This is a genomic window from Acinetobacter sp. CIP 51.11, from assembly GCF_000369665.1.
GTDB classification, from domain to species: Bacteria; Pseudomonadota; Gammaproteobacteria; order Pseudomonadales; family Moraxellaceae; genus Acinetobacter; species Acinetobacter lwoffii_S.
Genome location: NZ_KB850129.1, coordinates 1,948,110 through 1,961,974 on the forward strand (window position 1 = coordinate 1,948,110; position 13,865 = coordinate 1,961,974).

The following is a 13,865-nucleotide window of genomic DNA, read 5'->3' on the forward strand; positions in this document are numbered from 1 at the left end:
CATCAAATCTTCAACGTTACATAACTAAAACTATAAAAATGGTGCTATTTATTTTGCTAAACTTCAAGCATGAACGCTTGTATTTTTCATACAATTCGACAAGATACATCCCGAGTCAAAAATAAAGTTGCCAGGACGCTTCAGTATGCAAACGCTAATTTCCAATATTTCCAACCGAATCCGCCAAGTGTATCAGAGGGCGGAAGGATTTATTGAAGATGAGCGTGAATTTCCCCTATCGCAAGTCTTCCTGAATGCAACCTTTCAGCGCTTTGTCACAGACAATGTCGATGCATTAAAAGACTTACATGCAGATTTACACGAAGACTGGCTGCGTTTGTATGCAACACTGGATTATAAAGGCCTGATTGTCACTTTATCGGTTGATTTGAAACTGGTACAGATGGAATTGAATAAAACCACCCAGTTGATCGTTTTCGAGCAAATTAGTGATACCCAGCTGATTGAAGCCAAATATCCGAATATGCTTTATAAACTTGGCGTGCGTTTCGGCTTGTTCTTCTATCAACGTGTCTTGAATAAAGATCCGTTGGGAATGATTCTGGAAAAATTGGGTGTAATTAAAGTCATCGATGACTTGCTCTATCTGGATTTAAATCGCTGGTTAGGCAAAAGCCGATCGGTCATTGATACCTTGGGCAAAGTTCACGTGAATCATGCAGTGCTACGGGAAGCCGAACTGGTGGTGATTGGCAATGTCAATCTGGCCGCCCTGTTTAGAAAACTCTCCCAAGATCAGGAAGAGAACTGGGATGAAGACAAGATGGATAATAACCGGGTCACCCCTATCAAACAGAAAGATCCTTCTTAAATCGTGCCGAACGTAGTTTTTGAACAAAAGTTCCATAAAACTACATGAAATATACATTTTTGGCAGAAATATCCCTTCAACTTCCATATTTTGCCCAAATAATAAAGGGTGCAATAAGTGATATGTTTTGCCCGTTGAATCAATATAGGAAAATAACTGATGGCGAAGACTGTATTCAAAACTTTAGTGATGACCACGGGTCTGAGCAGCGCGATACTGTTCACTGGTATTTCTAGCCAAGCTTTTGCCATGACTCCTTTCCAGGCCAGTTATCAATTTAGCTATAATGGCAAGAATATGGGTTCTGCAACGCGGACTTTAAGCAAATCTGGCAATAACTGGACTTATGTCTTTGCTGCAAAAGCCGGGGGTATTGCCTCTGCAACCGAAACCAGCCGCTTTACTTTTAATAATGGCAAGATCGGATCAAGCAGTTTCAGTCGCAGCAGTAAAGTACTGGTGCATAACAACACCATGAGTATTAATTTTAATCCTTCCAGCAAAACTATCAGTACCAAGAAAGACGATGAAAAACGTTCTTTTGCCTGGAGAGCAGATGTTCTGGATGAGTTGAATGCAGAATTGCAAATTCGTGAAGACTTAAAAAATTCAGGCCTGAAAACAAATTACTATATCGCTGATGCCAAAGAAATTGAAGGCCGTAAGTTTGTCAAACAGGGTTCAGAGACTATAAGTACCAAATACGGATCTTTTAATACCATTAAAGTGGTGATGAAACATAGCAAACCAGGTCGTGAAACCATTTTCTGGCTGGCACCAAAACTTGACTATCTTCCAGTCAAAGTTTCGCATGTCGACAAGAAAACCTCCTATGGTTTACTGTTAACTGACTATAAAGGTGCAAGCAACTAAGTTTTTGGCGAATTTCACTTGATTTTTTCCGGGTGCTTTTTACAATACGCTTTTGCTTGAAAAAGCACCTGCTCTTGAGGATTCTCCCGTGCATGCACTAGAACAGAAAATCTTGGCTGAAGGCATCGTCCTCTCTGAAGAAGTTTTGAAAGTAGACTCTTTCTTAAACCATCAGATTGATCCAGTCATGATGCAACTGATTGGTCAAGAATTTGCGCGTCTGTTTAAGGATGCTGGTATTACCAAAATTATTACGATTGAAGCATCAGGTATTGCACCTGCCGTAATGGCCGGCCTAGAGCTTGGCGTACCGGTGATCTTTGCACGTAAATACCAGTCTCTGACCCTGAAAGATGATTTATATCGTTCTAAAGTCTTTTCATTTACCAAACAAACTGAAAGCACGATCGCGATTTCAAATAAACACATCAGCTCAACCGATAAAGTTTTAGTGATCGATGATTTCTTGGCTAATGGTCAAGCAGCTTTAGGTCTTGCAGACCTGATTCATCAGGCAAATGCAGAAGTAGTCGGTATTGGCATTGTGATTGAAAAATCATTCCAGCCAGGTCGTGATCTGCTGCTTGAAAAAGGCTACCGTGTGGAATCACTGGCACGTGTGAAGTCTTTGGCAAATGGCACAGTTGAATTTGTTCGCGACTAAGCTCGCCAATGAATTTTAAAAGAGCGCTGATGCGCTCTTTTTTTATTGCGCTTTTTTGAGGATGTAAATTAAAAATATTCAAAGCTCAACTATAGCTCAGCCTAAGTTCTTATTGATTCTTCCAGATTTGATCCTAGATAAATGACTTAATCTTAAGCTCCAGACTACTCAATTTCTGAAATAGAGAGTGTCAAACAATAAGTACTTTTTTATCCGATGAATAAACAACAATTTATGTGGATGTTATTATAAAATAAAGAGGCCTAACTATCTGCCAATAGTTAGACCTGTGTTCACCTCGAAAAAAGAGTTTATTTAACAGTCACAGTGATACTACCGCTATTCACAGCACCGATAGCGGTAGTTGTGATGCTGTTGTTAATAGCAGTTTGAGTTCCTTCTGAAATAGCACTGACAGATGCATCAATAGCACCCGCATTATAGGCAATATTCGCTACACTATAATTGCTTAAAGTTTCATTGATTTCCTCACTATAGTCAGTACTCAGTGTCGAACTTATAACTTCCGAGATATCTGAACTATCCGAAACCTCTGATAGCTCCTCTAGAGTTTCAGAATTATTAGTTGCACTCGTTACTTCACTGTAGTCGTAGTTATCCGTTGCATCTGATATGTCTGATACCACCTTATTGTAGCTACCCTGCTCAATACTGATACTACCTGTATTCGCGGCACCAATCGCAGTAGTTTCAATTGTACCTTCAATTGAACTAATGGCGTCTGGTGCTTCTCTTGTAGCTTCTGCAATTGCTTCTAAATCGACACTTGCATCAACATCACCTGTATTCACTGCAAGATTCAAAGCAGAACCATTTTCAACCTGCTGAGAAATAGAATCCAGGGTAGCTTGTAAGCCTGTATCTACGGTGACATCAGTAGGTGTTTCACCATCTTGGGCGTATGCCATACCTGCGCTAGACAGAAAGGCGACGGATAAAGCGATTGTTTTGATCGTATTTTTCATCGTTGTTCTTCCTACTTTTGTTTTGAAGTACCTCTCGCTAAGTACTCCTTCTTATAATGGGAGCGAGCCCATTTTTAAATATTCTTAATCACGTTGGGTGCTAGACCAGTAATTTTCGACCACATCAGGATTAACCTCCCATAGCGTTGTGGTTTTTTCATCTTCTTGTTCTTTAGCAGCTTCTTCTTGAGTATCTTTTTCTTCATTCTTTTCATTTGAAGAAGGTTGACGCTGCTTCTTGCTGATATATTTAATCAAGTCCTGTTTACTCATTTCAGGCTCTGCTTCAGGGTTTTGAATCACCTCGGACTCTTTCTGTTTAGGCGGTTTTGTATCTTTACTCGGGGAGTTGGTTAACTTATTTTTTTCATTGGATGAGTCTGCCTGGCTTGAGACTGACTCCTGAACAACACTGCTTGAAGCTGTACTATTTTGTTGCTGGTTTTTCTTGTATTTATGCAGAGCGACAGAACTTCGGGTTAAGTTCAATTGACCAAACTCTGGCGGTATCTGCGCACGGCAACTTTCAAATACGGCGGGTGGGACAACCTGACTCAGCAATTCAAAAGTGGCCAGATTCAACATTTGCCGCAAGGCAAAGTTAGTTGCCTCTCGTTCTCCTTTTCCAATCTGAATATTTAAGAGTGTACGACCAGCGAATCTGCCTGCACTTAAGCCATAATCCTGTGCAGCAATTTGCTTCTGCAATGAAACATTGCCCACGACTTTACTACTGCGGGTATCAGTCAAAGATAAATCCAGACCGACCATAATCCGGGTTTGACTATAATTCGGACCGACACCAGCGATCTGCATGTCAAAACCACCACCCGGAATAAAATCCAGACTGTTAATACTGCCTGTCACATAATAATCAGAAGCCTGGATTTGTCTTGGATCACGAATGCCCCACTTGGCTTCGCTTTCGATAATCCGGGGATCACGCCGGTTCATTAAGCTTACCCCCGCCTGAAACAAGGCAGATTGCACCATATCTCCCGCACCTTGGGTCACCATTTTTCCGCTACCACCATTGGTAACTACATCCTTACCGGTTTGATCCAGAATTGCCCCCACGGAGAAACTCACATCACTACGTAATTGTCCTTTTAGGCAGGATAAAGCCATATCAAAAGGGGTAAAAATATCGGTAATTGGGGGGCCTTGTACCAGGCTAACTGGCTTCTTGTTTGAGGGCGCTAAACCCGTGCAGCCTGTTAAAAAAGAGCTGAAAAGGACAGTGGCACTCACGAAAGATATATGTCTTCTGGTCGAGGAGAAATTCAACATTGTGATTCTCCTGGTCTGTTACTTAAATTAAGACAGCGCTGAGGATTTTGGTTGGTATTTGAATTGACTGGTGCTTCATTCAGCAACTCACTCGTAATATCGATACTGTTGTCTGTACCCTCTACATTGATATTGTTGGTCGGGGTATTTACCGTCCCGATGGAAGTAGTTGAGGTGCTATGAACGGTGGTTTTACCTAATCCGGAATAATAGTCTGACTCCTTAAGTTCGATCAGATTGGCTTGAACTAGATTCTCATTGGAACGGGCACTGGATGATTTCCAACGCTGAGTCCACTCATCAGAGGTGGCATAAGCGTTACTCAGAAAACATAAACCTAATAAACCCAGATTGATAACTAATATTCTCATAATCTTAATATCCTCTGACTTAAGATATTTATTTAATTTTTCATTTAAGTAAGATTAAATTTATTTGAAAAATATTAAATCACATAAAATTATAAAATGTAAAACTTATCCCTATTCACTTATTTTTTTGTTTTATTTAAAAATATAAATTATTGTTTTTATTAAAGTAATATATATTTGTTTATTATTTGTGATTTGTAAGAAATCATTATATAAATTTTTTTTGAATATAAAATTCATATAAAAAACTTGATTAAGATAATATATTTTTTATATTAGTAATAATCAAAAATTTATCTAATAAAGATTAGAATTATTGTGCTTTTTATATTTTAAAGGTCGTAAATTTTTATTTTATTAGAACTTCCATTTAATAACGATAAATGTCACACTTTATTTAAAATACAATTAATCAATCACAATAAAGATTACTTATAAAGAAACGCCAATATTCAGGTGTATTTTGGCTGAAAAATTTAAATAGCCCCGATAAGAACTCGTTTGCATATTTTTCGACTTCCCTTCCTTTTTCATCTCGAATCCCAAAATAGTCTTTCTAAGAGCACAATATTTAGACTGATAAGAAAAGAACATTTCTGATGATCTTGAGATTTGCCATTTCCTCAATGACAGGTTAAGAATTGCGTTAATCAACCAAGAAGGCATATATTTACAGCTGAAATACAATGTTTTAGCGTGAACTCAACTAAAATCAAGTGAGTATGCAATGTTTCTGATTTGCGAATTCAAAACTTATCTAGTGTGTTGTTGTATGTTATGAATAAGTGCTGATCAGGGCACACATCCTATTCCCGACAAACCTAAAACAAGCACATCTCAATCCTTGATGGAACAATCTATGCAATGTCCTAAATGTGGCTCAGCTGATATCGAACAGCGCGATCATGAACAGAATTTAAAGAAAATTGGCGGCATTCTCATGAGTTCAGCGGGTGCAACTGCAGGGACTGTGGGTGGCGCTGCTTCAGGTGCATCGATTGGCGCTGCAATTGGTACAGTAGCCGGACCTTTAGGTGTGATTGTCGGCGGAACCGTAGGCACTTTTGTCGGTGCAATCAGTGTCGGGATTACCGGCGGTGTGGTGGGTAATTTTCTGGGGAAAAAAGCCGGGGTTTCTGTCGACCGTAATCTGTTTCAGGATTATCAATGTCTGAAATGCAAATACAGATTTAGTCAAAAAGATCAAAAAGATCAAAAAGATCAAAAAGATCAAAAAGATCAAAAAGATCAAAAAGATCAAAAAGATCAAAAAGATCAAAAAGAAGCCTAATAAAATTCAGGAAATGAAGTTCATTCTTCATTTCCTGTAAGTGCTTGTCAGACTCGATTGAGTTTCAGTACCACTTCACCTAAACGCTTGCCTTGTACTTCACACAGAATTTTTTCATCCTGACTCAGGCCCTGATCATGCCGTGGGCCGCTGACATGACTAGCGCCATAAGGCGTACCACCAGTTTTGGTATTCGAGAGTGCCGGTGTTGAGTTACTAAGCCCCATGATCATCATGCCATGATGGAACAACGGCGGCAGCATGGTCAGCAAAGTACTTTCCTGTCCGCCATGCATGGAACCTGATGCCGTAAACACGCAAGCCGGTTTACCGTGTAGCGCTCCATTCAGCCACAGACTCGTGGTCTGATCCCAAAAATATTTCATTTCAGAGGCCATATTGCCAAAACGGGTCGGTGAACCAAGCGCCAGGCCGGCACATTGCGCCAGATCGTCCAGAGTACAGTAAATATCCCCTTCTGCCGGAATACTCGGTTCAGCGACTTTTACCATGCTGGATATATTTGGAACTGTCCTGATTTTTACTGCCACGCCTGCCGCTTCAATTCCATTGGCAATCAGATGCGCCATTTCTTTGGTTGAGCCATATTTGCTGTAATATAAAACAAGGACATAAGGTTGCATCATGGTTCTTATTCATTACTTAAAAAAATAAAACTATACGATACTTTGCAAGTTTTTTGGTTAAGCTGATGATGAAAATTCATGATGATTAAAAAAATTGAGATTGGATGCAGATGATTGTTAAGTATTTAAAGAAATTACCTTTCTATGAAAAACACTGGTTTCAATTTGTTTTATTTGTACTTCGACGCTTTGAAACAGACCGCTGTCGCGAACAGGCAGGTTCCCTGACCTATACCACCCTGTTCGCCGTAGTGCCGATGCTGACGGTTTTTCTGGTGATTATTTCTTCCATTAAAGCCCTAGAACCTGCGCGGCAGCAATTACAGCAGCTGATTTATAGTAATTTTTTACCCAAAACCACCATTGCCTTTGATAAAGCCCTGAATGCCTTTACCGATAAATCCAGCAATCTCACCATCATTGGTATTCTGTTCTTATTTGTGACCACAGTATTGATGCTCAGCAGTATCGAAACGGTGTTTAACCGCATTTGGCGCGTGACTGAAACACGGGGCGGAATTATGGGCTTTATGCGTTACTGGACCATTATTTCGCTGGGGCCGATTTTACTCGGCAGTGCGTTTGTGATTTCCTCGACCGTGGCATCCATGAGCATTCTCAGCAATAACTTTGCCGGTTATGAGCTGGATGGTGCCTTTGTTCTCTGGGCAATTTCCTTTTCTTTGACTGTACTCGGATTTTTCATTTTGAACTGGACCATTCCGAATCGCAGTGTACCGCTTAAATCTGCCTTTATTGCCGGTCTGTTTAGTGCCGTGGTGTTTGAGCTTCTGAAAAACCTGTTCGGCTATATCATGTCAAACTTTACCAGTTATGAAATTGTCTATGGCGCCTTCGCCGCTGTGCCGATTTTCCTGCTCTGGATTTATCTGTCGTGGATTATTGTGTTATTGGGTGTTGAAATCAGTTATGCCCTGACAGCGTTCGAATCGGGGCAGGACAATAAACGCCATCCCATCGTCATGCTGCTAGATCTGTTAGAACTCTTTTATAAAAAACAGAAAACCGGTGAAAGCATCAGTGAAGCACAAGCGCTTGAAGTGCTGGGCCGAGATGAAATTGGCCGCTGGCCGAGCTATGTCGCCATGTTTGAAAAGCAGAATCTAATCAAACGCACCGATGAGAATGAATATGTGCTGGTTCGCGATCTGGATCAGGTCAGCTTCTGGAATTTTTATCTGCAATTGCCTTATCCACTGCCACGCAAAAACCATCTCACCAATGCCCAGACTGATGACATCTGGATGCAAAATTTCTCACCTAGATTACAGGAAACTGATCAATATCTGGAAGAAAAACTCAATTTCCCATTGTCCGAACTGTTCCGACATAAATAAAAAAATCCTCTCGCTTGAGAGGATTTTTTTAACTGATAGCGGTAGATTTCCAGCAGACTATAGCGCCTGCAGTCACCAAACCCGTCCCAATCCAGAAACTGAGTTCGGGCCTGACATCCAGAATCAGCATGGACATGACCGAAGAAAGAATCGGCATAAAGTAAGTGGCTAAGATCAGCACCTTGATATTGCCGAATTGCATACTCTGATTCCAGTTACTATAGGCGATGCCAATCAGACTACCCACCACTGCAATTCCCAGCCATAGCTTGAATGTGGGCATGATAAAAGGTTCGTTTAATCCTAAATGTAAGAACCATAAGCTAATTACAGCGACCAAAAAGAAAATCGGTACGCCATTCTGTCCGCGGCCGTAGGTTCTGGTCAGAACGCAATAGCAAGGCCATAACAAAGCGCCGAGAAAGGCAAAGCCATAGGCCCAAGGATTTTCAGCTAAAACATGCATAAACTTCGGCAGATTAGTGATTTCTGGATTGACCACCAGCATCAGTCCTATTACGGCGAGCAGAAAGCCGGGAATCATCCAGAGGCGGGCCTGCAACTGCCGGGCAAAAATCGAAAAAACAATCATCAAGGGTGGCCACAGATAATTGATCATGGCAATCAGCATCACCTGTTCACGATTATCCGACCATGCCACAGCAACCAGAAATAGAATCTCATAAGCCACAAATAAAGCGCCACAACCGAGCATATAACGCTTGGACATTTGCGTGATTTTTGGAAAGCCGGTGAACGCAAAAATCACCAGACTGCTAAAACTATAAATTAAAGCAATTCCCTGCACTGCACTTGTAGATTCAGTAATCAGTTTCACTACGGCGACCAGACTGGCCCAGATCAGAATAGAAGACAGACCAATCCAGGTCGCTAAATTTACAGACCAGATTTTCATGCTTGCTCTTGAATGCTTTTATTGATATTCGGTTTTTTCAGCCATCCCTGCAAACTCACTAGAATCACACCCAGCATGACCATACAGGTGCCGATAATAAAATTGATTTCGATATGTTCATCCAGAATCAGCACGCCGCACAGCATGCCGAATACAGGGGTCAAAAAGGAAAATACGCCCAGACGTGATGCCAGATAATGTTTCAGCATCCAGAACCAGATCAGATAACTGGCAAAGGAAATCACCACGGTATGAAAAACCAGACTGGAAATAGACAACACTGTCCATTGAATGGCTGCTTGTCCAGTCAGAACAGCCAGAGGCAATAACAGGATTCCACCTATCAATAATTGATAGAACAAAGTCTGGGTTGCAGGTGCTTCAGCCAGCCGGCTCAGACGTACACTGCCTGTGGTGGCTGCCCAGAATACGCCGCCAAGCAAAGCCAGAAAATCTCCCCACAAGGCATCAGTTTGTAAAGTTGATTCTGTCTGTGGACGTAACAGAAAACTGACTACAATTCCGCTAAAGGCAAGAAATATTCCGCCCCATTGCACAGAAGACAAACGCTCTGCCGGCAATTTCCAGTGTAAACCCAAAGCCACAAAAATCGGCGCGGTATAAAGTAAAACAATCGTATGCGAGGCTGAGGTATAACGCAGTGCCTCACCAATCAGATAGAATTCGGTTGCAAACAACACACCGACTAGTAATCCTGCAGGTAAATAGCGTGCATTCCAGAGTTGACGGCGCACGCTCTGCTGAATCAGGGGATAAACCATCAGCGCAGATAAGGCTGAACGCAAGGCAATTTGCATCAGGGCTGAAATATCACTGGCGGCCCATTTCAATACCACCTGTTGTAAACCCCACAACATACACAATACAAACATGATGGCAGATGCTTTGGCATCTAATGCCTGACGCTGGCTCACATACGGTCCTGTTGCTCATTTGGAAGGTACACTATAAAAGCGTCAGAAATAAAAGATATACTTCAAAGTAGACAAATGATGGTGTTATTCAGGCAATTTCGGTGATGCATAAAAAAATCCAAGCAGATTCAGCTTCGCTCAAGCAACTTCCGACCCATGATCTGATTAAAGCACCGCTCTGGCTCAGTTTCAGGGAGGATCCCGCGCAATCTGTTTATCCGCTGCATGGCCATGCCTGGGGAGAATTTGTCTATGCTTTTCATGGCGTGATGGAAGTGAATATTAATCATATAAATTATGTGACACCTTCACCTCACGGCATCTGGCTCCCGCCAAATTTAGAACATCGTGGTCTGAACCGTACCGCAGTTTCTCATGGCACCCTGTATGTGCATGAATCACTATGCAGCCAACTGCCCACCCAACCCGGCATCCTGCTCAGTGCACCTCTGGTCCCCGCTTTATTCACCCACCTGAAACAACTGTATCAGCAAGACCATCCAGCACTCGAGAATTCAGTTGAATATCAGCGTCTGCTACAGGTGCTGCTCGATCAGCTCCAGCAAGCCCAACTGGTCAGCAGTTATTTACCGCATTCAGAACATGCATTGCTGAAACAGATTTTAGATTATTTACATCAGCATCCAGCAGATCAGAGCTCGCTGCAGCAACTGGCAGAACGCGTCAATTTAACCGAGCGGACGCTAGCGCGATATAGCCAGAAAGAACTGGGAATGTCACTGCATGAATGGCGGCAACGCCTGAAAGTGATGCAGGCCATGTCTTTATTAAATGCAGGTCATAGCGTTAAAAGCATCGCCTTTGATCTGGGCTATGCCAATGCCTCGGCATTTATCAACATGTTTAAACGCTGGATGGGAAGCACCCCAGATCAATTTCGCAAACGTTATACTGTTAATGATTAAAATTATGCCTATGAAAAAGGAGCCAATAGGCTCCTTTGATTCAAAATCTTGGTTATTTCACAAAAGTCGTCCAGACATAATCCTGAGACTGCCCTTTGAGGGTCATTTTCAGTTGATCGCCTGAATGCAATGCTGCAACACCTGCCGGGGTACCGGTCATCACCACATCCCCTTCTTCCAAAGTAAAGACCTGACTGATGTCAGCCAGCAAGGTCGCAATATCAAAAATCAATAAAGCGGTATCACCTTTTTGACGCAGCTCATCATTGACTTGCAGTGTGTAATGCACATCTTTCCAGTCAGTGACTACATCGGCGACAGGTACCCAATCCGACAACAGACAAGAGCCATCAAAGGCTTTGGCACGTTCCCAAGGCTGGCCTTTTTTCTTGAGATCATCCTGTAAATCACGCAAAGTTAAGTCCAGACCTAAAGTCACCGCACCCACAGCTTCAAGTGCTTTCACAGGATCGCTTTCTTTGCTTAAAGTCCGGTCAATACGCAAGCTGAGTTCACATTCATAATGACAATTGCCCCATTCCGGATTCCACTCAATGCCTGCTTCGAGCGAACTTAAGGCACTCGGTGGCTTGATAAACAATACCGGACGATCAGGGATCGCATTGCCGAGTTCTTTGGCATGATCGGCATAACTGCGACCCACACAAACGATTTTGGATGGACGTGTGCTCATGATCAAAACTTCCCTTTTCCTTTTATAGATATCTGAATTATTTTTTAAATGTATGCTCGAACATACTCTGTTCAGTGCCGTCCTTAAATGCACGCTTCGGCACAATAACCACGGTACGGTTTTTCAATTCCAGCATATAAGTCAGTTTACCAACAGCAAAATTCTGCACTTCGCTATATGGCACCAGCTTGCTACGATCATTGGTAAAAATTTCCGCATAGTCCTGATACAAATCAATACCCTGTTCGCTTTTACCAAACTGATATTTAACAAACTGGCGTTTAAACATCATCGGCAGGAACCAGTAACGCATGATGCCTTGCAGGATCAGGAAGAATGCACCCAAAGCCACGTAATAACGTCCAACGCCATCAAAGCCCATCGAGAAACCCCAGATGATGATCCCGATACTGACCAAAGGGGTCAGAAAACGTGAAATCTGCTTTTTGCCAAACGTCGCCAGGGCAAAACCATCCTGAGATTCTTCTAAAGTCAGAAAATAACGGGTCGATAAAGTCGGTGCTGACTCAGTCATAGCATCACATCAAAAATAAAATCTTGCCCAATACTATACCAAAATATCCATAGCGCTTATGGCCTGTCGCATCAATTACATAACTTTGCTTTGGAAATACGTGCATTTAGTTTTAAATAAACAGCAATTAAAACAAAAAATACGCAACAGGATGTTGAATGAAAGAATTAAAGCAATGCATGCTCATCGGTGTTTGTTTGGCAGTTTCTGTCCCAGCACTGGCCAAGATTATTCCCTGGAATGCCGAAATACCAAGCAGTCTGAGTGCTTATCAAGGCAATGCCCAGCAACTGGCAGAATTAACCGGCGAGCGGATTCTGATTTATGCGCATCCAACCAGTAAAACCCAGCTTCCCACCTTAAACAGTAATGCAGCCAGCAAGACACAGTTTTATAGTGCGGCTGTGGTATTACCGGTAGCTGAAGCTCAGGTCGAAAAATTGCTGCGCCATTATCCGAATTATGTCGGCCTGTTTCCGACCTTAAAGTCGGCCAAAGTGCTGGAGCAGCAGGGTTCGATTCAGCAGGTTAAATATCAGGTTCATATCCCGACCCCGATTCCAGTCTTGAACTTTAAAGAAACCGTAGTGATGCAGCATCATCTGGGTGAAAACAGCATCAGCACCTTAATTATTGATGCGCCAATTCCCTATGGTGCGGGAAAACTGGAATGGTTTGCACTGGGTCCGCATAAAACGCTGGTGACTGTCACCCAATGGGGCGACCTGAATCAGCCCAAAGGCTTTTTATTCAGTAAAATCCTGAATGCGCTGCCTGAAGCCAAACTCGGCATTCCGCCGAGTACCAATGCATTTCTACTGGAAGCACTACAACAGCGCTTTGAAACCGATCATACAGCGGCACTAGCAACTCCAATTCCGCAGATGAGATTCAACCCTCAACAGCTACAAAAAATTGCCCAGATCAGCCAAAAATCAGGGCAACCGGTCAGTTTCATTTTACCGAGCTATCAGGTCAAAGAAGGAAAAGCCTCAGAAAATTTAAGATTTAGCAGCACCTATCAATATTTTGCGCATCCGGTCGAAAAATTGCGACCGTGGTTAGCGGCTGAAGCGACGCAGCAGCTTTTTCCTCGGCAGATCAAGAAAGTCGAACTGAATCCGGTCAATACTCAGAATCTAGATGCCAACTATAAGGTGTCGGTGGGTTTGGGCGTGATTCAGATCCCGTTTAATTTTAAGATGCATTTTTACCAACCTGATTCCCTGCAAAACCAGTTCAATGCCAATGGCGGTGACTTGAAGTTTGTGAAAGGTGGTATGCGCTTATTGCCGCAGTCACAAGGTACCTTATTTCAAATCACCAGCAGTATGAAAATTCACGATCAGGCGCCGTTCTTATTAAGAGCCATGCGTAGCATGCCCTATCATGATATTTTACCAGCAGTGGGTGGTAATACCGTTTATGCACTGAAAGTGCAGCAGAAATTAAGATGAGTAGGAAGCAGAGAGTTATTGGTTTTTTATATGAAAAATAGTTAAAAATCACAGACGTAAAAAAACCGCATCAACGTGCGGTTTTTTCAG

Annotated in this window: 15 protein-coding genes; 8 read left to right on the forward strand and 7 right to left on the reverse strand. The window is 42.3% G+C overall.

Going from position 1 to position 13,865, the window contains the following annotated elements; translation table 11 throughout:
* Positions 1-145: 145 nt before the first annotated feature.
* The 3 genes from F894_RS12980 (at position 146) to F894_RS12990 (ending at position 2,369) form a co-directional block, all read left to right on the forward strand.
* Complete coding sequence (locus F894_RS12980; protein ID WP_005248176.1) at positions 146-832, forward strand: hypothetical protein; 687 nt, start codon at positions 146-148, stop codon at positions 830-832.
* 159 nt (positions 833-991) lie between these two features.
* A complete protein-coding gene (locus F894_RS12985) occupies positions 992-1,705 on the forward strand; it encodes a DUF3108 domain-containing protein (protein WP_004645094.1) in 714 nt (237 codons plus the stop codon).
* A gap of 88 nt (positions 1,706-1,793) precedes the next feature.
* On the forward strand, positions 1,794-2,369 hold the full coding sequence (locus tag F894_RS12990; RefSeq protein WP_005094083.1) for a xanthine phosphoribosyltransferase: 576 nt from the start codon (positions 1,794-1,796) through the stop codon (positions 2,367-2,369).
* Between the two features lie 311 nt (positions 2,370-2,680).
* Here the strand turns inward: F894_RS12990 and F894_RS12995 are convergent, their stop codons facing one another.
* Both F894_RS12995 and F894_RS13000 read right to left on the reverse strand, forming a co-directional pair.
* Positions 2,681-3,355, reverse strand: coding sequence for a hypothetical protein (locus tag F894_RS12995; protein WP_005248178.1), 675 nt, complete (start codon positions 3,353-3,355; stop codon positions 2,681-2,683).
* A gap of 84 nt (positions 3,356-3,439) precedes the next feature.
* Entirely contained in the window at positions 3,440-4,645 is a 1,206-nt protein-coding gene (locus F894_RS13000; protein WP_005248179.1) for a CsgG/HfaB family protein, read from the reverse strand.
* A gap of 274 nt (positions 4,646-4,919) precedes the next feature.
* Between F894_RS13000 and F894_RS15460 the strand changes: the two genes are divergently transcribed.
* Together F894_RS15460 and F894_RS13010 are read left to right on the forward strand one after the other, a co-directional pair.
* Complete coding sequence (locus tag F894_RS15460) at positions 4,920-5,000, forward strand: hypothetical protein (protein WP_370940770.1); 81 nt, start codon at positions 4,920-4,922, stop codon at positions 4,998-5,000.
* Positions 5,001-5,863: 863 nt separating this feature from the next.
* Positions 5,864-6,307 carry a hypothetical protein gene (locus F894_RS13010; protein ID WP_171065047.1) on the forward strand — a complete coding sequence of 148 codons (444 nt, stop codon included), beginning with the start codon at positions 5,864-5,866 and terminating at the stop codon, positions 6,305-6,307.
* Positions 6,308-6,354: 47 nt separating this feature from the next.
* Here the strand turns inward: F894_RS13010 and wrbA are convergent, their stop codons facing one another.
* On the reverse strand, positions 6,355-6,951 hold the full coding sequence (wrbA, locus tag F894_RS13015; RefSeq protein ID WP_034438516.1) for an NAD(P)H:quinone oxidoreductase: 597 nt from the start codon (positions 6,949-6,951) through the stop codon (positions 6,355-6,357).
* A gap of 113 nt (positions 6,952-7,064) precedes the next feature.
* On the opposite strand from wrbA, the gene F894_RS13020 reads away from it, so the two are divergent.
* Positions 7,065-8,312 carry a YihY family inner membrane protein gene (locus F894_RS13020; protein WP_004281448.1) on the forward strand — a complete coding sequence of 416 codons (1,248 nt, stop codon included), beginning with the start codon at positions 7,065-7,067 and terminating at the stop codon, positions 8,310-8,312.
* Between the two features lie 28 nt (positions 8,313-8,340).
* Here the strand turns inward: F894_RS13020 and yddG are convergent, their stop codons facing one another.
* Entirely contained in the window at positions 8,341-9,228 is an 888-nt protein-coding gene (gene yddG / locus F894_RS13025; RefSeq protein ID WP_005248186.1) for an aromatic amino acid DMT transporter YddG, read from the reverse strand.
* Positions 9,225-10,163, reverse strand: a complete 939-nt coding sequence (locus F894_RS13030) for a DMT family transporter (RefSeq protein WP_005248187.1) — start codon at positions 10,161-10,163, stop codon at positions 9,225-9,227. The genes yddG and F894_RS13030 overlap by 4 nt, the downstream gene beginning before the upstream one ends.
* Before the next feature lie 104 nt (positions 10,164-10,267).
* Between F894_RS13030 and F894_RS13035 the strand changes: the two genes are divergently transcribed.
* Positions 10,268-11,089 (forward strand): AraC family transcriptional regulator, encoded by an 822-nt coding sequence (locus tag F894_RS13035; protein ID WP_005248189.1) that lies wholly within the window; start codon positions 10,268-10,270, stop codon positions 11,087-11,089.
* Positions 11,090-11,141: 52 nt separating this feature from the next.
* Here the strand turns inward: F894_RS13035 and F894_RS13040 are convergent, their stop codons facing one another.
* Complete coding sequence (locus F894_RS13040) at positions 11,142-11,783, reverse strand: fumarylacetoacetate hydrolase family protein (RefSeq protein ID WP_005108618.1); 642 nt, start codon at positions 11,781-11,783, stop codon at positions 11,142-11,144.
* Between the two features lie 37 nt (positions 11,784-11,820).
* Complete coding sequence (locus tag F894_RS13045; RefSeq protein ID WP_004281456.1) at positions 11,821-12,318, reverse strand: YcxB family protein; 498 nt, start codon at positions 12,316-12,318, stop codon at positions 11,821-11,823.
* Positions 12,319-12,476: 158 nt separating this feature from the next.
* Here F894_RS13045 and F894_RS13050 point away from each other — a divergent pair, with 158 nt between their 5' ends.
* Positions 12,477-13,775, forward strand: coding sequence for a hypothetical protein (locus F894_RS13050; RefSeq protein ID WP_005248192.1), 1,299 nt, complete (start codon positions 12,477-12,479; stop codon positions 13,773-13,775).
* The last annotated feature ends 90 nt before the right edge of the window (positions 13,776-13,865 follow it).

Coding starts and splice junctions, on each gene's coding strand:
- F894_RS12980 (WP_005248176.1), top strand. CDS start 146: ATGCAAACGCTAATTTCCAATATTTCCAACCGAATCCGCCAAGTGTAT.
- F894_RS12985 (WP_004645094.1), top strand. CDS start 992: ATGGCGAAGACTGTATTCAAAACTTTAGTGATGACCACGGGTCTGAGC.
- F894_RS12995 (WP_005248178.1), bottom strand. CDS start 3,355: ATGAAAAATACGATCAAAACAATCGCTTTATCCGTCGCCTTTCTGTCT.
- F894_RS13000 (WP_005248179.1), bottom strand. CDS start 4,645: ATGTTGAATTTCTCCTCGACCAGAAGACATATATCTTTCGTGAGTGCC.
- F894_RS15460 (WP_370940770.1), top strand. CDS start 4,920: ATGATTTCCAACGCTGAGTCCACTCATCAGAGGTGGCATAAGCGTTAC.
- F894_RS13010 (WP_171065047.1), top strand. CDS start 5,864: ATGGAACAATCTATGCAATGTCCTAAATGTGGCTCAGCTGATATCGAA.
- wrbA (WP_034438516.1), bottom strand. CDS start 6,951: ATGCAACCTTATGTCCTTGTTTTATATTACAGCAAATATGGCTCAACC.
- F894_RS13020 (WP_004281448.1), top strand. CDS start 7,065: ATGATTGTTAAGTATTTAAAGAAATTACCTTTCTATGAAAAACACTGG.
- yddG (WP_005248186.1), bottom strand. CDS start 9,228: ATGAAAATCTGGTCTGTAAATTTAGCGACCTGGATTGGTCTGTCTTCT.
- F894_RS13035 (WP_005248189.1), top strand. CDS start 10,268: ATGCATAAAAAAATCCAAGCAGATTCAGCTTCGCTCAAGCAACTTCCG.
- F894_RS13040 (WP_005108618.1), bottom strand. CDS start 11,783: ATGAGCACACGTCCATCCAAAATCGTTTGTGTGGGTCGCAGTTATGCC.
- F894_RS13045 (WP_004281456.1), bottom strand. CDS start 12,318: ATGACTGAGTCAGCACCGACTTTATCGACCCGTTATTTTCTGACTTTA.
- F894_RS13050 (WP_005248192.1), top strand. CDS start 12,477: ATGAAAGAATTAAAGCAATGCATGCTCATCGGTGTTTGTTTGGCAGTT.